The following is an 18515-nucleotide window of genomic DNA, read 5'->3' as shown; positions in this document are numbered from 1 at the left end:
TTCTTTTAGGAAAAATTAGTCGTGTTCGTGCTTGCTGCTGAATTCTTCGACAACTTCCGGCTTGATGACGCCGATGTAAGGCAGGTTCCGGTAAAGGCCGGCAAAGTCCATCCCATAACCGATGACGAATTCGTTGCCTACGTGAGTGCCGTAGTATTCAACATCTACTTCAGTAGTCCGGCGGGCCGTCTTGTTAAGCAAGACGCAGCACTTGACTGAGCTTGCCCCGCGGCGGAGCATTTCATCCTTCATGAACTTCAAAGTGAGGCCAGTGTCCACGATGTCTTCAACGATCAAGACGTCCCGGCCCTTCACGTCAGCTTCCAGGTCGTGAGTCACGGTAATCTTACCGCTGGATTCAGTCCCGTTGCCGTAGCTGGAAACGTCGATGAAGTCAATGTCGCAAGCCAGGTCCATTTCCCGCAGGAGGTCGGTCAGGAAGAAGATGGCACCCTTCAAGGCACCGACAACCAGCACCCGCTTGCCAGCGTAGTCCTTGGTCAATTGCTGGCCAAGCCGCTTGGTCATTTCCGCGATGTCTTCTTCGCTGTACAACTTGTGATCAACTGCGTCATGAATACTTTTCATTAGGTTTCCTCGATTACTAATTGCTTTCAAAATGATACATTCAGATTATAACATTATTTTGACAAAAAAGAACGGCTTTTGCCTAAAAACCGTTCCTTTTTAAGAATCTTATTCTTCTTTTTCGGCTTGATCGTTTGTCTTTGGCCCTTCAACGATAAACCAGCGCATGAAACCCTGCTGAATATCGTCCAAGGTAAAGCGGAAGCCTTCTAGTTCTACTGACTCTTCCTTCTTCAAGTTAGGATACCGCTCCATCATGTAACCACCGATGGTGATGATATCGCTGTTTTGGAAGCTCTTCAGATTCTGGTGGAAGTAGCGTTCAAAGTCATACAGGGTCGTCTTGCCGGAAACATGAATATTGCCTTCAGCGTCCTTGATAATATAGTCGTCGGAAACATCATCGATTTCATCCTTGACTGACCCGAAGAGCTCTTCGTAAATGTCTTTGTCAGTTACGATCCCGCTGGTGCCGCCGTATTCATCAACTACCAAAACGATTGGGGTGTGCTTGCTGATCATGAGACGCAGAATGTCTTGGATCGGCATGGATTCAGGCACCGTGATGATCGTCCGGTTGACCCGGGTCACCGGCACCTTGTCATCCACCCGGCTCTGCTGAACGATGTCGTAGGCATAAACGTAGCCGACCACGTCGTCCTTGTCATTTTCCCGCACGACCGGAAAGCGGCTGTAGCCGTCTTCCAGGTACTTGGCCAGGGCAGTCTTGATGTTTTCGCTGGCATCTAAAACCGTCAGCCGGGTCCGGTCGGTCATAATGTCTTTGGCCGTCTTGTCATTTAACTGGAAGGCTCTTTCCATATAGGTCAAGTCTTCCTTGTCCAAGGCCCCGCCATGCACCGCGTTCTTGCTCAAACGGATGATTTCCGACTGAGAATAGACCTGGTTTTCCTCATCGGCCGGGTTAAAGCCCATTATCTTCAAAATACCAGATGAGCTGGCGTTCAAGAGCCAGACGAAAGGATAAACCAAAGTATGGAAGAAGTGGAGGGGCGTTACGATCCACATCAGCATCTTGACTGGGGCGTCAATGGCGATATTTTTCGGCACGACTTCCGTCAAAACAACTTCTAGATAAGTTAGGAAAATAACCCCGATCAAAGCTCCGACTGAGTTGACCAGACTCTTGGACATGGGAGTCAGAGCCAAAAGCCTTTCAAAGATGGTGGCCAAAGTATCAGCCCCGAACCAGCCCAGGATAACCCCAACTAAGGTAGTGCCGACTTGGGTAGTTGACAGGTACTCATTCAAATTATGCGACATGTGCAGGGCCCGCTTAAGTTTCTTCACGTTCCCCTGCCCATTGGCGATCATGTCCTCCAGCTGGCTGGGCCGGACCTGCACCAGGGCAAATTCCGCCGCGACAAAGAAGGAGGCAAAAACAAAGATTACAAGTATTGCTAGTAAATTAATCCAGATTTGTGTCGTAGTCACTGTAATTCACCTAAATTACTCTAATTGAACTATTTACCTTTATTCTATCATTATTTGCAGAATTTTTTTCACAAAGGAGTTCATTCTAGAAAAATATTAAACGGGCCGCCCGCGTGAATCCGGACGGCCCGTTTTTATCTGCTTATTCTTGTTCTTTCTTTTCTGCCGCTTTACCTTGCTTTTTCTTCTTCCGCTTCTTGTGCCAGAAGAAAATAATGATGGCCAAAACTGGCAAAAGGATGGCGATGATGATCCAGACCAGGCGGTTGCGGCTTCTTTCCTTGGCCTTGGCTTCCGCCTTTGGATTGTATGGAATCCGGTGGCCGGTCACTAGCAGCCGGTGGGTGTTGATCATGTATGGCGTGCAGGTCATCAAGGTGCAGAGGTCCTTGCCCTTGACGATCTTGAGCTGGTCAACCTGGGTCGGCTTGATCACCTTGATCTGGTCAACCTTGTAGGCCAGGGTCTGGCCCAGATTGTGGACGTAGAAGACATCCCCTTTTTTCATCCGGGGCAAGTCAGTAAAGAGGCGGGAGTTTGGCAGGCCACGGTGGCCGGTAAGAACCGCCCGGGTGCTCTTGCCCCCAACTGGCAAGGATGAACCTGGCAAGTGGCCAATGCCCTTTTGCAGGACTGATTCACTGGTTCCGGCATAGATTGGCAGCTCCTGGTGAAGCTTGGGCAAGTCGATATAGCCGATATTTTCCTCTAGTTCCAGCATCTTGGCATAAGCCGCCACGCCTGCTTGTTTCTCCTTCTTACTGAAAGGATCACTGAAGCTGGCCTGCTGGCCTGGTGACAAGAGCGAAGCGTTATAGGCCCGGGCCAGGCGGAGGCGCTTTTTTACTTCAGCTTCTGACAATTTACCGGCCGCTTTTTGGAAAGACTGGACCTTCTGGTGAGACAGCCAAAAGTTGTAGACCTGAGTCGACAAAGGATAAGCCAAAAGACCCAAGCCGACCAATAAAAGCAAAATAAAGGGCCAGATTGGCCCCTTTTTCTTATTTTGCTGTTTTTGTTTATTTGCCTGCTTTTTTGCTACTTTTTTCATTTCCGTAAATCCTATTGGTCATTTTTCCGCCGGCTCTTCACAGCTAAGAAGAGGCCAAAGACGAGGAGGACCAGGCCGGCAAAGACGGCCAGCCAGCTGACGATTTCCCCGGTCTGCGGCAGGAAGCCCTTCTTCTTTTGGCTAGGAACGTTAGGCTTTTGCGGCTGAGTCGGTACCTTTGGCTTGCTTGAGCTTGAGCTTGAGCTGGAACTTGAACTAGAGCTCGAGCTAGAGCTGGAACTCTTTGGCACGGTCGGCTTCTGCGGCTGAGTCGGCACGGTCGGCCGGTAGTTCTTTACAGTCACGTAGGCCGTTTCCCCGGCTTTGACCGTAAAGTGCTGCGGGCTGGAATTTTTCACGTATCCAGACAGGGTCGCCTGTTCAACGAAGTAGTAGTTGCCGGCTGGCAGGCCGGTCACCTTGATCAGCCCATTTTTGTCAGTCAAAAGGAGGCGGGAATCCCGGTCGTCTGTTGACAATTTGCCTAAAGCATCAACTCGCAAGGGAAGATTATTGCCTTCTTGATAAAGGTAGAAACTAACTCCGGCCAGGGCCTTGCCTTTGGCTGAAGCGCTGGCATAGCCCAGCTTGGTCAGCTGGACCTGGCCAGTGATGGCTTCAGTCTTTAAGTAGACCGTTAGCTGGTTACTGCCGTTTCTAGGTAAAGTCAAAAGAAGCGGCTGGACCGTCACCCCTGGCTTGGTCAATTCTCTTATGTAGTAGCGGCCGGGATCCAGGGAAAGCTTTAATTGGCTCTGGCCGGCAGTCATTTTTTCCTGGAAAACGGCCTGGCTGGACTGGTCCAGTTCTTCGCTGGTCTGCTTGTTTAGGTCCGCCAGCTTAGCCTGGTCATCAACCTTCCAGCCTTTAAAGACGAAACTGGTCGCTTGGTTTGGACTAGGGTTGACCAAGGTCAGGTCTTGGCTGGCGGCCTGAGCCCGGCCAGCCGTAAATAGCAGACTGAGCAAAGCCAAAAGCCAGGCAAAAGCCAAGTGGCCGCGCCGTAAATGAGTCGCCATAAGTTGTTCTCCCTTCTCGCCCTTCTTATACTCTACACTCTGCACTGTTTTTCTTCCACAATGCAGCCATTTATTATTTTTAAAGACTAACCTTTCTAAAGCAGGCAAGCTCAGGGCCAGCTCCCCTGCTTTAGAAAAGCGGAAAGCCAATTGAATTTCCAATTGACTTTCCCGCTTCAAAAAGTAACAAATTGTGATCAACAAATCAACTAAGTTTAGTCAATTAGGCTTGACGACGCTTCTTGATTTCGTAGAAGGCGAAGCCTACAGCTGCCAAACCAGTCAGAGCGAAGATCAGGGCACCGATGCCACCAGTCATTGGCAGGTTTGGAGTCTTGTTGTTCAGGATTTCTACAGGATCAGCTGCTACAGCATCAACTGCAGTTGGGTCCTTGTAGTAGGAAGTTGCGTTGACAGTCACAGTAGTAGTGGCATTGTCTGGCAGGTTGTAGCCTTCTGGGGCTTGAACTTCCTTAAGAACGTACTTAGTTGCAGAATCATCGTTGTTCTTGCCAGTTTCGCCGTACTTCAGGCCCTTGATTTCAAAAGTGCCGTCTTTCTTTGAAACAAGCTTAACTTGGTTGCCAACTGCTTGGTCCTTGAAGCCAGTTGAACCGTTGGCATCGATCATGGCTTGAGTCCACTTAACTGGAGTAGTGCCGTCTGCTTCGTACAGTTCGAATACTGCGCCTTCCAGAACGTTCTTGTTAACGGCGTCCTTCTTAACGAAGCGGATACCACCGGTGTGAACTTCTGGAGTGTCAGATTCTGGCTTGCCAGAAACGCTGCCGCCGTTGTGGTAGTTCAAGACAACCTTGTTGTCGATGGTCTTGCCCATTACGGCCTTTTCGTTGATAGTAGTTGCAAATTCAACTTCGATGAATGGGTTTTCGGCAGTGTTCTTGGCGATGTCCTTGATTTCTTCAGCGCTTGGAGTTTGGCCAGCTGCTTGGTAAGCTTCGTAGGCCATCTTCTTACCTGATTCAGTCAAGGTAACCTTGAAGACATTGCTGTCAGCAGTTGGTTCAGTTACCGTGTAATCTTCGCCGGCAGTCAAAGTCTTAGTGCCGACAGTAACTACTGGAGTGAAGGACTTGTCGTAAGTCAAAGCTGAATCCAAAGTATCGATAAATTCGTAAGTTTGGTAAGTGTCGATATCGGCAGGAATAGTACCCTTCAAGTACCACTTAACTTGGTCGCCGACCTTGGCTGAGTCGTCGTTGTTGCCCAGGCTGCTGACGTCCTTGCCCGGAGTTGGGGTGGTAACCTTGTTCTTCGGGTAAACGTTCATGGTCTTAGCGTAACCCTTGCCGGAAATGTATGATGGAACTTCCAGCAGGAATGGTGCAGTTTCAAAGGCTGAGTCAGTCTTGGTTACTTCGACAAAGTAGTACTTGCCGTAGTCAGCTTCTGGAATAACCTTAGTTGCCAAACCAGAAGCGTCAGTAGTCATCTCGCCGTTAGTTGAGTAAGCTGCTTCCAGTTCCTTAACTGACTTCTTGGCCAAGTCTGCCAGCTTGTCGCTGTCATTGACCTTGAAGTATTTAAACTTGACATTAGCCATTGGCTCCAGGTTGTCACTGTCGCTAAGGCCCAGCAAGTTCTTCAAGTCGCTGGTTGACTTGGTGTCAAAGTCAGCGTTTTGCTTGGTCTTGCCTGACAAGTCACTGGTGGTCTTGTACTTGTGGATGGCCACAGTTACTTCGTTAGGCTTAGTAGTCGTATAGTTGTCTTCGGCGGCGCTTACCAGGCCAGCGCTAGACAGGATAGGTGCGGCTGCCAAAGTAAAGGCAGCCAGCAAAGTTGCTAATTTTCCTCTTTTCATGGTCTTTTCTCCGTCTCTTTTAATTCACACTAATTATCAGCAATCTCCGTCTTTTTCCTAAAAGTCCTGTCACCTCCTAAAAGTGGCTTAGTGCTTGGTCTAGCGCGGGCGTGTGATGGAAAATACCCGCCAATGGCATCTCGTTTTCGTGAACAAGTTGGATCAGCAATTCTGCTTACCTGCGATTGCAGGCCGAAAGCCACCAGCTAGATCTTTCGCTAATTGTTCTTTTGTTATTTCTTCATTTCCTTGAATCTATCATAATTATATCATCGGGTTATAAAAAGTTCAATATAAGATCATTAGTTTTTCTATACTTCTTTACTAATAGGGCAAAAAAGCGTTGCGCCTTAGAGGCACAACGCTTTCAGTCCATTTTGTACATTAGTGTTTTGTAATACTATAATTTCTTAAGCCCAAACCAGCCAGCAAGAGCATGATCAAACCTAACAAGATAAAGATCAAAGCACCTGGTCCACCGGTTTGCGGCAGAATTGGCTGCTTTTGGTTGTATACCGTGACAGCCGCTTGACTGGTCTGGTAGCTGGCCTTTACCGCGTGCGGGGTAGAATCCAGCTGGTAGCCGTCTAACGCCTTCGTTTCTACTGCATAGTAGGTCTGGCCGCTCTTAAGGCCGGTGAAGAGCAATTGCCCGTTGTCATCACTCTTTAAGACATAGTCCTGGCCGGAAGAGTAGTTAGAATCACTTGGCGCGACAACCTTGCCGTCTACCAGACGGAGGAACTTGCCTGCCTTGGCGTTAGCTTCACTGTCCGCCAGCTTAAATTCAACGCCCGACAGAGTCTTGCCGGAAGCAGCGTCCTTCTTGATGATCGCCGCTGACGCGTCCTCAAGTACCACCCCAACTCTGGCTGGTTCAACTGGAAGCAGGTTGTTGGTAGTGACCGCAAAACTATTCCAGGCTGCCCGGCTGCTTTCATCCGTATTTGGATTAAGCAAAGTCTGCAGCTGACTTGCTGTTAAGTCAGTCCGCTTTGGCGCCTGCATGGTGAACTCGATGGTTGTGGTTTGGCCTGCCTTGATCATTTGCCCGCTCTTCAAGCTGATCGTAAAGGACCGGATCTTGGACCAGTCAGTCACTTGATCTTGTGTCAGCCAAGTTGGGCTTTCAGCCCCGGATGGGTCCTGCAGCTTTTGGGCGCCAGATGGCCAGTTAGCTACTGAGTTGTTCAAAAGCTCCCGGCTTGGCTTACTGGAAGTTGAGTACTTGATCTCTAGGTTGGAGTTGCTCAAGGTAATTGGGCCGGTCAATACCGGAGTAAATTGGCTGCCCCGGTCAACATTGTCAGTAATGCCTAAGTCGCCAGTAGTTGGCAAAACGTCCAACAGGGTCAGCTTGGTGATGGCTTGGCCATCAGTATTGCTAAACTTGAGCCGGTAGGAAATCTGCCCGCCCAAGCTGGCATGAGCCATGCTGGAGTAGTCTGAGTCCAAGTCACCCTTGACTTCTTTTTGAGTCTTCAACTCATCATAGTTTGACACGCTGTAAGATTGCTGACTGGCAACAGCCACCTTCAAGTTGCCATCCCCAAAGAGGTCGGCGACTTCTCTGTAGGCTTCGCCGTCTTTGACCTTATCAGAACCCTTGTCCGTGATCAGGGAGTAACCCGTTGGAGCCAGCAGCTTCTGGCTATAGGAAGCACCGTAAGCCTTCAAGGTTACTGGTCCACTGACATCTCCAACATTGACGTTGAATTCACCACGGATGTGGTAACCCGGCTGCAGGCCCCCTTGTCCTTCACCCATAACAAACTTAACGTATTGCTGGCCAGTATCAACGCTGTCCGCATTTTTCAAGGTCTGCTTGTAATTGAAAGCGCCAGACCAGTTGCCGGCTGAACCCCATCTCTCTAAGAGCGTCTCTTGGCCGGTGGCGTCATTGACCAGGTACATCTTGACATCGGTATTGGCGTTGTCAACCGTCACCCCTTTTGGCAAAAGAACTGACAAAACCGTTGGTGACTTCGTAGCGATCGGGGAGTTGGTCACATTGTAGAAGTCAGCAATAACCCGGTTGGAGGAGTTCTTCTGAATAACAGTTTCTCCGTCTTTAGCATGTTGAGCAAAGGAAACGTCAGTCCGACCGATCGGCGTACTGCTTGGCTTTTCAATGACTTGAACTGACCGTGGACCAATCGGGCTGAATTCGCCGCTGCTGGTCTTCTGGTTAGTCGTTGACTCGTGGACATACTTGGTCCCGTCTTTGGTTACGATGTAGGCTTGGGTAGTTATCGTAGCCTTGCCAACATAGCCTTCCTCAACGCCGCCACGCATGTAGACCGCCCCAGACGTTTTGGTATTGATCAGCTGGCTGGTATCTTCGTACTGAATGCTGAAATCTGCGCTAACCAGGCGTTCATTGTCTTTAACGCCAAAGTCTGACAGTGGAATCTGGCCGTTTTTAGTCACATACTTGGTGATCGTTCTAAGAGCCCCAGTTTCCATATTTCTGACATACAAAGTTGCCAGAGTCCCCGGAGCCGTCCCGCTTGGGTAGCTGGTTGAACCTTCAGAAACATAAAGTTGCAGCCATGGGGTAGCGAATTCCAAGGTCTTGATGATAATGTGGGAATCAATGTCGTAGTGAACGACTGACTTTTGCAAGCCAGTGTTAAGCAGACCATTGATAATTGAACCGTTAAAAGTTCCAGAATCGATATTGCTTTTAATTTTTCTGCCGTTGCTGTTGTATTGGTCAGTAGTTGCAATCCCATCAGTTCCAGTAAAGTACTGGCTGGCAAAAAGCAGGCTGGCCGTGTCATAAACAGTCGTTAGGGCATTAAGGCCCATATTGCCTTCACCATCGCTTGGCCCGTAGAAGTTCGGGTAAAGAACATCACCGTTAGAATTTACATTACCGTTGATGACTTGGCCGATTTGACCAGTTGCGCTGCTTTGAACCGAAATCGTATTATTCTGCAGATTTTTCGCTGTCAGTGTTGCCGTATTAGTAATTACTTCATTGGCAGTCCATCTGGAAAAAATACTATTGCCAGGCTTGGTGTAAACAATAAAGGACCCTGACACCAGTGGCTGGCCGCTGGCTAGGCTGGCTGCCTGTTCCTCAATAGATGGCGTTGGTATTTCCCAGGTAATAGTTTTTCCGTTAGTGCCAACATATGTCACATTGCCATCCGGATCCGTAATGCCGGCATAAACGCCATCCTGCATCAAATAGCTGATTTGCAGTTTTTGGGTTGGGTCTAAGAAGTTGAGACCAGTCTTATTCGGAATCGAGTAGCTGATCCGCCAAGCCAGAGTGTCCCCTCTGCCAGGAGCAGTGTTCAATGAGCCATTCTTTGCACCCAAAAAGGTCGTGCTGATTGAGGCACTGGTAGTTGCGGCAACTTGGGTGTAGGCACTGGCTTTTGTTTCATAGCCAGTGTTGTCCTTGAAGCTGCCGGCGAGTTCTAATGAAGTAGCATGATTGATGTAGCCGTTGTCAGTGTTGACAGCCAGTTTGAAGCTGTAGGACTGACCTGCCTTAAGGTCGGACTTTTGGAAAGTATAGATGACCTTGCCGTCAGAAACAGTCGGCTTAACGCCAGCAACTTCTGGCAGGACATCAGTTTTCAGCTTCAAGTGACCATTGGCATTGCCCGTCAAATTAAAGGTCAGCGTGGCCGGCCAGCGGTCAGCCTCATCATAGCGTGAGCCAGAAACCTTGAAGTTGATCGTAAACAAAGCCGTATCGCCTGACCAAACCATGTACCCGTTGTTATCAGACGAAATTGCCAAGTCAGCGTTAGCCTTGCTTGTTACCGTAGTGCTGGCCAGCAGATTGCTGGTAAACAGACGAGCGTTGATAGCGCTGAAGGCAGACTTCGCCTGGCTCAGGTTGGTAGTCAGCGTATTAGTAGAGTCAGTGACTGTTTTTTCAGAATTAATTGAACTAGTTGCAGATTTTTCTGAACTGGATGTACTAGTTGCTGTCTTTGCTGAAGAAACTGAGCTGCTAGAAGTACTTGCAGAACTCTTTGAACTGTCTTTTGCAGAAGACTGCGTGCTTGAGCTCTGAGTTTGTGAGCTTTGTTTTTCTTCTGCAGAACTAGCTGAAGAAGTACTTACTGAAGTATTACCTGCTGCTGATGATGAAGAAGCAGAAGATGACGTAGATGAAGAAGATGATGATTCTTCAGTATCTTCATTCTCCACCTTGACCACCAGCGGATAGCTGGAATAGTCCTTGCCATCTTCCTGGTAAGTCGCGATCAGCTGACCGCTGCCGACTTCTTTGCCAGTCAGCGTAAACTTCAGCTCGCTCTGCCCTTTGGCAAAGTGCAGCAAAAGGTGCCGGCTTTCTTTTTCAGAAGCGGCTACTTCTTTGACAGCCTCTTCCGGCTTGTCAATCTTCAATTCTTTATTGGCCTTGTCCGTGGCGGTTTTATCCAAATCTACCAAGTCTGGCAGACTGACTTTTACCTCCAGGTCGGCCTCATCTTTGCTCCGCTTGAGCGTGAGTGTTTCTTGACCACTCAGCTTCAAATTTAAGGGATCATTTTTATCTTTACCAGTCAGCTCTTTCTGTCCTTGCATGAAGACGAGCTGGTCACTGACCTCACTGGCAGCGGCCTGACTCACTCCCGCAAAGGAAGGCAAAATAAGCTGCAGAATCAACACTGCAGCCAGCAAAAAAGCTCTGGATTTTTTCATAATCTGCATCATGTTAGGTTCTCCCGTTGCAATTTAATATTTCCTGTACCAATTGGCACGTATTAATTGCATCCTTCCATCGAGATGCCAGATCCGTTTGCCTATCCTTATTAAAGTTTAAAAATAAGAATATAGCTATCTTGTTCAAACTACATTTTATCACATTTAATCCTTTTCAGCTAGTAAAAATAAAAATATCGTCCCTTTTGGAACGATATCTGCTAATTCTGTAATTATTATTTTTCTCTTCTTACTTGTCCAGGCCAGTCCACTTCCAAGAAGTTACTTCTGGAATGTCTTCACCGTGGTCCCGGATGTAAGCGTGGTGCTTAGACAGCAGGCTGTCCATCTTGTCAATGAAGGCCGCGCTCTTGTCCTTCAAGGCTGGAATTTGCTCAACCGCGTCCTTGGCCAGGTCGAAGCGGTCAAGGTGGTTCAAGACCCGCATGTCAAATGGCGTGGTAATATCACCATTTTCTTCATAGCAGTGAATTGAAACATTGTAACGCTTGCGGGCAAACCAGATGGATTCCATCATGGTCTTGTAGCCGTGCCATGCGAAGATGGTCGGTACGTCAGTTGGGAAGAGGCGGTCAAATTCTTCTTGAGAAATAGCGGCCGGGTTATCCTTCGGTGCCATCAGCTTCATCACGTCAACCACGTTGATATAGCGGATCTTCAAGTCTGGGAAGTTCTGGTGCAGGATGTCGATAGCTGCCAAAGTTTCCATGGTCGGTTCAGTTTCAGTTGAAGCGAAGACCACGTCCGGCTTGGCATCCTTGTCAGTTGAAGCCCAGTCGATGTAGCCCAGGCCATTGTCAACCAGCTTGGCTGCTTCTTCAGGAGTGAACCATTGCGGCCGTTCCTGCTTGGAAGTTACCAAAAGGTTGATCCCTTCCCGGTCGCGGAAGGCCTTGTCAGCAACAGCCAGCAAGGTGTTGGTGTCACTTGGCAGGTATTCGTGGATCATGTCCGGCCGGTTCTTTTCAAACAGGTGGGTCAAAAGACCTGGATCCTGGTGAGTGTAGCCGTTGTGGTCCTGCTGGAAGACAGTTGAAGTAGCAACGAAGTTCAATGACGGGTAATCGCGGCGCCAGTATTGTTCCTTAGCCTTCCGCAGCCACTTCATGTGCTGGGTCAGCATAGAGTCAACCACCCGGCCAAAGGCTTCGTAAGTCGCGAAGAAGCCGTGGCGGCCAGTCAATACGTAGCCTTCCAGCATCCCTTCGTCTTGGTGCTCTGACAATTGCGAGTCAATCAAGCGCCCTTGCGCAGCCAGGTTTTCATCATTTGGCTCATGGATTTCGCTTTCCCATTGCCGCTTTTCGCTGTCCAGGAAGTCAAAGAGCCGGTTGGACTTGGATTCATCCGGACCAAAGCCGCGGAAAGTAGTCGGGTTCAGTTCTGCCACCTTGGTCAAGTACTTGGCCCATTCCACCATGTCCTGGGCATTCTTTGAACCAGGCTTGCCAACTTCAAAGGCAAAGTCGCGCCAGTCTGGCAGGTTCAAGCGCTTAGGGTTGATCCCGCCGTTGGTGACCGGGTTCATGGCCATTCTCTGATCGCCGTGAACCGCGTTTTCCAGAACCAGTTCAGTTGGGTAGCCGTTTTCGTCAAACAGTTCTTCTGGCTTGTAGCTCTTCAGCCAGTCAAGCAAAAGTTCCTTGTGGTCCATGTGCTTCTGGTCAACCGGAAGCGGAATCTGGTGGGCCCGGAAGGAGTTTTCAATCGGGTTGCCATCCAGATCGGCCTTAGGACCAGTCCAGCCCTTCGGGCATTGGAAGATCAAGAGCGGCCAGTGGGCAAATGATTCATCACCGTTTTCACGGGCGTTCTTTTGAATGGCCTTGATGTCTTCAATGATAGCGTCCAGAGTCTTGGCCATTTCTTCGTGAATCTGGTCAATGTCCTTCATCCCGTCAAAGCGTCCGCCCTTGAAGGTTGAAACGAAGTAAGGCTTCCAGCCCATACCTTCAAAGTACTTGGTCAGTTCTTCGTCACTCATCCGGGCAGTAATTGTTGGGTTGGAGATCTTAAAGCCGTTAACCTGCAGGATTGGCAAAACAGCCCCGTCCTTGACTGGGTTGATAAAGCGGTTGGAGAACCAGCCAGCGGCAAGCGGGCCGGTTTCTGCTTCCCCGTCGCCGATTTCCGTAGCCGCGATCACATCCGGGTTGTCCAGGATCGCGCCAGTAGCGTGGGAAAGGGAGTAGCCCAGTTCCCCGCCTTCGTGGATTGAACCTGGGGTTTCTGGAGCCGCGTGGGAAGCTACCCCGCCCGGGAAGCTGAAGCGCTTGAAAAGCTTGGTCATCCCGGCTTCATCTTGAGTAATTTCCGGGTAGATTTCAGTGTATGACCCATCCAAGTATGAGTTGGAAACCATAACCTGGCCGCCGTGACCGGAACCTTCAATGTAGAACATGTTCAAGTCATACTTCTTGATGACCCGGTTTAAGTGGGCGTAGATGAAGTTTTGCGGCGCGATCGTGCCCCAGTGACCAACTGGCTTGATCTTAACGTCATCAGCCGTCAGTTCTTCCTTAAGCAAAGGGTTCTTAAGCAAAAAGAGTTGCCCGACTGATAAGTAATTTGCGGCCCGCCACCAAGCATCAACGCTCTTTAAGTATTCTTTTGAATCGTAATCTACTGCCATCTTTTTACTCCTTTGAGGAAACTTGTTTTCTTTATTTGCTTTAATCATACCATTTGCTAAAAATAAGTCAACTAATTTATTAATTGGATCCTACCAATTTTACAAATCCTTAAAATACTTTGCAAAGAGAAAAAATAGTGAAGTGAAGAAAAATAGATAGAGAAAATAGAAATAGTGAAAAATAAAACGGACAGGTATCACCTGTCCGCATATATCTTTTGCTCTTAATTCAAATTGACAAAGCTGTTGAAGCGCATGTACTTGTAGTGAACCCGCATGCTGGAGACTTCAAATGGCGTTCCGTCATCCAAAAAGAAGATCCCGTCCATCACGCCGACTGGCTCTGTAGCCTTGAGCTGCAGCTCTTCTTGGTCTTCCGCGCTTGATGGGGAAACCGTAATGGTCAGATAAGACCGGGTAACCGCCTTATTTTGCGCGTCTTCCAAGTAGTTGAACAAGGATCCCTGCAGAATCTCTTCTTTAAGCTCCGGCAGGATCTTGATCGGCACGAAGCCTTCTTCAATCAAGAAGGGCTGGCCATCCAAAAGGCGGAGGCGCTTAAACTGGTAGACGAAGTCATTTTCACTCAAGAAGAGGTCCTGGGCCGTTTCAGGACTGGCCTTAACCACTTTAAATTCCAGCAGCTTGATCCCCTGCTTCTTGCCTGGAACCAAAAAGCTGTCCGTAAGGCCCAGGTTGGACCCTTCATAGCGAAACATCGCCTGGTTCTTCAGGTACAAAGGATTGATAAAAGTCCCGCTGCCCCGCTTCTTAAACACAATGCCCTGCTGGGCAAGGAGTTCCAGGGCCCGCTTCATCGACGACCGGCTGACCTGGTACTGTTCGGCCAGGCTGCGCTCGTCGGGCAGCCGCATCCCCTCATATTCGCCCGCTAAAATCCGGCGCTTGATGTCATGCATGACCGTCTTGTAAACATAATCAGCCATTCAGTTCACCTACTTTGCCTGGGCAATCGCGGCCAGGAACCAGTCCTTGAAGGCCTGGCGGTCAACCTTGACCGCGATCTTGGCATTGGCCTTTTGCCCAAAGAAGCCATCAAAGTCCATGACTGAAGCCCCATAAGTGTATGGGCCCTTGGTGTCTACCGCCACGTATGCTTCCTTGACTTCAAACAGGTCTGGCGCCAGCAGCATGGCCGCCGTCAAGGCGTCATAGATCCGCTTGCCCTTGTCCGCGTCAGCATCGTTTAATTCGTATTGAGAGTTAAGGCCGTAGATCATTTCCCCGACCCGGCCCAAAGCCTTGATTTCTTCCAGGCTGGCCGCGTCAACGAAGGCCTGGTTGCCGACTTCCAGAGGAGCCACATAGATATCCAGGCCCTTGGCGCCTAAGTCAAAGACGATCTTAGCTGCTTCCGGGTCCCCGGAAACGTTGTATTCGTCGTAAGGACCGTAGTTGCCCCGGCCCAAGGCCCCGCCCATGATGTAAAGGCGGTCGATCTTGTCCAAGTCTTCCGGATATTGGCGGAAGTAAAGGGCAAAGTCCGTAGCTGGCCCGATCTGCATCAAGGTCACCTTTTCTGAACTTTGACTGACTACTTCGTGGATCTTGGTAGCGGCCAGGCCCTCTACCAAAAGGCTCCGGTCAGCTTCCGGGAAGTCAAAGCCGTCCATCCCGCTTGCCCCGTGCACTTCAGAAGCATCGATGGCTTCCTTGACCAAAGGCAGCTTGGCCCCAGCCACAACCGGCACCTTGGTGCCCAGGAAGGCTTGCAGGCGCAGGGTGTTGTTCAAGGTCTTCTCCAAAGAAACGTTGCCCCAGGTTGGCACGATCATCTTTACGTCCAGTTCCTTGGCGAACAGGGCGATCGTTAAGCAGACCGCGTCGTCGATCCCGGGATCAGTTGAAATAATTAAGGGTTTCTTGTTCATTAATCGTTCTCCATTTTTCAGAATAGCTTTATTCTATCATTTCGCCCGGCAAATAAAAAGAAAAGAAGCGGTTGCTTCTTTTCTAAAAAATTTTCTTAGCGGCTGCGGACTTCGATCTCCCCGTTGTCACGGGCAATAATGACCTGATCGCAGATGTTCAAAAAGAGCCCGTGCTCAACTACCCCGACCGTGTGATCCAAGTAGTCAGCCAGACCGCTTGGCACCGGAATCCGGTCCAGCTTGAGGTCCAGAATGTAGTTGCCGTAGTGGGTCTTAAGGCGCTGGCCATCTTCCGCCAAGCGGAATTCCGGCTTAAGGCCTTCATCTGCCAGGCGCTTTTTAACCTGCATGCAGGAGATTGGCAAAACTTCTACTGGCAGGGCAAAACCGCTGAGGTGGTCAACGACCTTGCTTTCATCCACGATCCAGACATTCTTCTTGGAGTTGACGGCTACGTTCTTTTCCAAGGTCAAGGCGGCCCCGCCCCCCTTGATCCCGTTTAACTGGCTGTCCACCCTGTCTGCCCCGTCAACCGTCAGGTCGACCTGGTCAACTTCGCTGAGGGGGCTGACGGTAAAGCCATAGCCTTCCAGCTGCTTTTGGCTGCGGCTGGAGGTGGTCACGACCGCCTTAAGAGTCAAGCCGGCTTCTTTTTTCTTGCCCAGTTCATCGATGAAAAACTTCACCGTTGACCCGGTGCCAACGCCCAAAACCATGCCGTCTTCCACCAAGGCAGCTGCCTTCTTGGCAGCAGCCTTTTTCAATTCATCTTGCTTTGCTTGGTCCATTTTTTGCCTCCGCTATTTTTCCAAAATGCTTGTCAGTTCAGCCACTTGCTTAGCCACTGAGTCTCGGCCGAAGATGTAAGAGCCAGCGACAAAGACATCAGCTCCGGCATCTTTAGCAAGCTTAGCCGTCTGATCATTAATCCCGCCATCTACTTCGATTGGAAGATCTGGCAGAATTGCCCGGGCGGCCTTGATCCGCTCTGGCGCTTCTTCCATAAACTTCTGCCCGCCAAAGCCCGGGTAAACCGTCATCAAAAGAACTTGGTCAACCTTGTCTTTGTAGCGCTCCAGCACCTTAATATCAGTGTCCGGGCTAAGGACTAACCCGCGGGAGACGCCCTGCTCCTTTAAGTAGTCCAGCCAGTGGTCAATTCTGTTTGGATAGTCAGCTTCATAGTGAATTTCAATCAAGTCGCTGCCTGCTTTGACAAAAGCCGGCAAAAGGTCGGGCAGGTTGTTGCTCATCAAGTGCACTTCCGCGGTCAAGTCCGGGAACTGCTTTTTAAAATCACTCACCAGCTGGGGGCCATATGACAAGTTAGGCACGAAATGCCCGTCCATCACGTCGATGTGGAAGCGGCTGATCCCGCTGTCGGCTGCTTCTTGAATCTGCTGGCCCAAATGCAGGTTGTCGGCGTTGAGAATTGATGGTGCAATAATCATTTTTTCACCCATCCTTTACTCAGCTAAAGCAGCTGCAACGCTGGCCCGGTCCGGAATTGACGGCTGAGCCCCCATCTTCTGGACAGCTAAAGACGATGCCCGGTTGGCAAAGCGGGCTGCCTCATGCAGGTTGCTGAAGTCGCTGGCCAATTCCCCAGCCAAAAAGCCTAAGAAGGTGTCGCCAGCCGCCGTCGTGTCCACCGCCTTGACCTTGAAGGCTGGTACTAAGCCCGTAAAGACTGGGGAAGACAGGTAAGCCCCCTTGCTGCCGTAGGTGATGATTACGTGCTCAACGCCTAATTCATGCAGCTTGGCCGCGTTTTTTCCCAAATCAGCCTCTTCTGCAACTGGCAAAGAAGTCAAAAGAGCACTTTCCGTTTCGTTTGGCGTGATCAAGTCAGTCACGGCTAAAAGATCAGCTGGCAGGTCCTTGATAGCGGGAGCCGGGTTCAAGATGGTCACCTTGCCAGCAGCCCTAGCCAGCTTGAAGGCAGCGGTAGTTGCTTCAAGCGGTGTTTCCAGCTGGGCGATGACGCAGTCGGCACCTTCAATGACGTCTTTAGCCGCCAAAACATCTGCTTCAGTCAAGCTGTAGTTGGCCCCGTGGTCGATGATGATGTCGTTTTGCCCTTCAGCGTTCAAAGTAATGTAGGCATGGCCAGTCTTAACGCCAGCGGTTGGCAAAACATAGTCTGTCTTGACCCCGTAGCCGGCCAGTTGCTCCTTCATCCAGCTTCCGTATGAGTCTTCGCCGACTCTAGAGATGAAGATGGTCTCCGCCCCGCTCTTAGCAGCCGCGACTGCTTGGTTGGCCCCCTTGCCGCCGCCAGCCTCGCTGACCTTGTTGGCGTTGATAGTTTCGCCTGGCTTTGGGAAGTTTTCTACATGCAGGGTCGTGTCCACGTTGCTGGACCCGATTACTACGATTTTTTTCATGTAAGTTTTCTCCTTGCTTTAATCCTAAGTCAATTATAACTATTCCCGCTCTTTTAAAAAAGCGCTTTAGCCGACCAGCTGGTAGGCAATCTTGAAGCGGCTGAGATTATAGCGGTCATACAGATCAGCCAGGACAACGTTAAAGTTCTGGATCCTGGTATTTGGGTCTGGATTCTTTGAGTCAAAACGCTCTGCTAAAGAAGCTAAGGCCTGGCTTCTGACCGCCTCGTAGTCGCTCAGCTGGTCCACCCGGCCGCGCAAGTCCCGGCAAAGAGCGCTGAGGGTGAAGTCTGACTCCGCCGCTAAAAAGTTCAGCTTGCTGTCAAAGACTAACTTGTAACGGTAAGCCTTCCGGCCGGGGAAGTCCTGGGAATTGAACAAGTCCAGATACAAGACCAGTTTCTGCTTTGCCAGGCTGGCCAGGTCCTTACCTTGACTGAGGCACTTAAACTTCAGAAAGTTGACAAAATAGTCGTAAAAGTCCCCGTAAAAATCTTCCTCAAAGCGTTCGATACTGGGATCTTCCGCCAGCAGCTGCCTTGCTAGTACTTCTTCAATCGTCATTTGCATGGCTCCTCTTCTAATTTTTCTCTTGTTCCTGCTACGTTTACAGTCATCTAAGAAAAATTATACCCGGGCTGCTGCTTGAAATATAGTTCCAATTTTCTAACAAAAAAGCGCGTCAACTGACGCGCTTCTTTAATCAACTATCTTATGGATTTAATTTAATGTAGATGCATAAGCCGGCAATCAAGAGTAAAAAGCCAACACAAGCCAGAAAAACTGCTTTTTGCCAGCCCTTTGCCAAGTGATCACTTGCAAAGGAAAACAGCCACCAAGCTAATGTAGCAACAGCTGACATCCACAAATTGTGCTGGCCGCTCGCAAAATCAATAATCATGAATACTGCCACTAAAAGTACCGGTGGTAGCAAGTACCAAGTCAACTTTTTACTCATTCAAATTCCCCCC

At 49.7% G+C, this 18515-nt stretch carries 14 protein-coding genes; all 14 read right to left on the bottom strand.

What is annotated here, in order from left to right:
- Positions 1–15: 15 nt before the first annotated feature.
- Positions 16–588 (bottom strand): hypoxanthine phosphoribosyltransferase, encoded by a 573-nt coding sequence (hpt, locus tag ACYVUU_RS02800; RefSeq protein ID WP_439775752.1) that lies wholly within the window; start codon positions 586–588, stop codon positions 16–18.
- Positions 589–696: 108 nt separating this feature from the next.
- On the bottom strand, positions 697–2043 hold the full coding sequence (locus ACYVUU_RS02795) for a hemolysin family protein (RefSeq protein ID WP_439775753.1): 1347 nt from the start codon (positions 2041–2043) through the stop codon (positions 697–699).
- A 142-nt stretch (positions 2044–2185) separates the two neighbouring features.
- On the bottom strand, positions 2186–3094 hold the full coding sequence (locus tag ACYVUU_RS02790) for a class C sortase (RefSeq protein ID WP_484499892.1): 909 nt from the start codon (positions 3092–3094) through the stop codon (positions 2186–2188).
- A gap of 11 nt (positions 3095–3105) precedes the next feature.
- The gene (locus tag ACYVUU_RS02785) at positions 3106–4113 is read right to left on the bottom strand and encodes an MSCRAMM family protein (RefSeq protein ID WP_484499891.1); all 1008 of its coding nucleotides are present in this window, start codon (positions 4111–4113) and stop codon (positions 3106–3108) included.
- A 223-nt stretch (positions 4114–4336) separates the two neighbouring features.
- Positions 4337–5938 carry a SpaH/EbpB family LPXTG-anchored major pilin gene (locus ACYVUU_RS02780; RefSeq protein WP_484499890.1) on the bottom strand — a complete coding sequence of 534 codons (1602 nt, stop codon included), beginning with the start codon at positions 5936–5938 and terminating at the stop codon, positions 4337–4339.
- 384 nt (positions 5939–6322) lie between these two features.
- Positions 6323–10624: a prealbumin-like fold domain-containing protein gene (locus tag ACYVUU_RS02775; protein WP_484499889.1), complete on the bottom strand. Its 4302-nt coding sequence runs from the start codon at positions 10622–10624 to the stop codon at positions 6323–6325.
- A 238-nt stretch (positions 10625–10862) separates the two neighbouring features.
- Positions 10863–13265 (bottom strand): phosphoketolase family protein, encoded by a 2403-nt coding sequence (locus tag ACYVUU_RS02770; protein ID WP_484499888.1) that lies wholly within the window; start codon positions 13263–13265, stop codon positions 10863–10865.
- A gap of 224 nt (positions 13266–13489) precedes the next feature.
- A complete protein-coding gene (locus ACYVUU_RS02765; RefSeq protein ID WP_484499887.1) occupies positions 13490–14212 on the bottom strand; it encodes a GntR family transcriptional regulator in 723 nt (240 codons plus the stop codon).
- Positions 14213–14221: 9 nt separating this feature from the next.
- Positions 14222–15157 (bottom strand): nucleoside hydrolase, encoded by a 936-nt coding sequence (locus ACYVUU_RS02760; RefSeq protein WP_439775760.1) that lies wholly within the window; start codon positions 15155–15157, stop codon positions 14222–14224.
- Positions 15158–15252: 95 nt separating this feature from the next.
- A complete protein-coding gene (gene rpiA / locus ACYVUU_RS02755; protein ID WP_484499886.1) occupies positions 15253–15945 on the bottom strand; it encodes a ribose-5-phosphate isomerase RpiA in 693 nt (230 codons plus the stop codon).
- 12 nt (positions 15946–15957) lie between these two features.
- Positions 15958–16608 (bottom strand): ribulose-phosphate 3-epimerase, encoded by a 651-nt coding sequence (gene rpe, locus ACYVUU_RS02750; protein ID WP_484499885.1) that lies wholly within the window; start codon positions 16606–16608, stop codon positions 15958–15960.
- A gap of 15 nt (positions 16609–16623) precedes the next feature.
- Positions 16624–17544: a ribokinase gene (gene rbsK, locus ACYVUU_RS02745; protein WP_484499884.1), complete on the bottom strand. Its 921-nt coding sequence runs from the start codon at positions 17542–17544 to the stop codon at positions 16624–16626.
- Between the two features lie 66 nt (positions 17545–17610).
- Entirely contained in the window at positions 17611–18108 is a 498-nt protein-coding gene (locus tag ACYVUU_RS02740; RefSeq protein WP_484499882.1) for a hypothetical protein, read from the bottom strand.
- Positions 18109–18256: 148 nt separating this feature from the next.
- A complete protein-coding gene (locus ACYVUU_RS02735; protein WP_484499881.1) occupies positions 18257–18502 on the bottom strand; it encodes a hypothetical protein in 246 nt (81 codons plus the stop codon).
- Between the last annotated feature and the right edge of the window lie 13 nt (positions 18503–18515).

The organism is Lactobacillus sp. WILCCON 0058 (assembly GCF_057198005.1).
The sequence above is the reverse complement of the archived record's forward strand: the minus strand, read 5'-3'. Positions and strand labels throughout refer to the sequence as shown.

Coding starts and splice junctions, on each gene's coding strand:
- ACYVUU_RS02760 (WP_439775760.1), bottom strand. CDS start 15,157: ATGAACAAGAAACCCTTAATTATTTCAACTGATCCCGGGATCGACGAC.
- ACYVUU_RS02735 (WP_484499881.1), bottom strand. CDS start 18,502: ATGAGTAAAAAGTTGACTTGGTACTTGCTACCACCGGTACTTTTAGTG.
- ACYVUU_RS02770 (WP_484499888.1), bottom strand. CDS start 13,265: ATGGCAGTAGATTACGATTCAAAAGAATACTTAAAGAGCGTTGATGCT.
- ACYVUU_RS02775 (WP_484499889.1), bottom strand. CDS start 10,624: ATGATGCAGATTATGAAAAAATCCAGAGCTTTTTTGCTGGCTGCAGTG.
- ACYVUU_RS02785 (WP_484499891.1), bottom strand. CDS start 4,113: ATGGCGACTCATTTACGGCGCGGCCACTTGGCTTTTGCCTGGCTTTTG.
- rbsK (WP_484499884.1), bottom strand. CDS start 17,544: ATGAAAAAAATCGTAGTAATCGGGTCCAGCAACGTGGACACGACCCTG.
- hpt (WP_439775752.1), bottom strand. CDS start 588: ATGAAAAGTATTCATGACGCAGTTGATCACAAGTTGTACAGCGAAGAA.
- rpe (WP_484499885.1), bottom strand. CDS start 16,608: ATGATTATTGCACCATCAATTCTCAACGCCGACAACCTGCATTTGGGC.
- ACYVUU_RS02740 (WP_484499882.1), bottom strand. CDS start 18,108: ATGACGATTGAAGAAGTACTAGCAAGGCAGCTGCTGGCGGAAGATCCC.
- ACYVUU_RS02790 (WP_484499892.1), bottom strand. CDS start 3,094: ATGAAAAAAGTAGCAAAAAAGCAGGCAAATAAACAAAAACAGCAAAAT.
- ACYVUU_RS02780 (WP_484499890.1), bottom strand. CDS start 5,938: ATGAAAAGAGGAAAATTAGCAACTTTGCTGGCTGCCTTTACTTTGGCA.
- rpiA (WP_484499886.1), bottom strand. CDS start 15,945: ATGGACCAAGCAAAGCAAGATGAATTGAAAAAGGCTGCTGCCAAGAAG.
- ACYVUU_RS02765 (WP_484499887.1), bottom strand. CDS start 14,212: ATGGCTGATTATGTTTACAAGACGGTCATGCATGACATCAAGCGCCGG.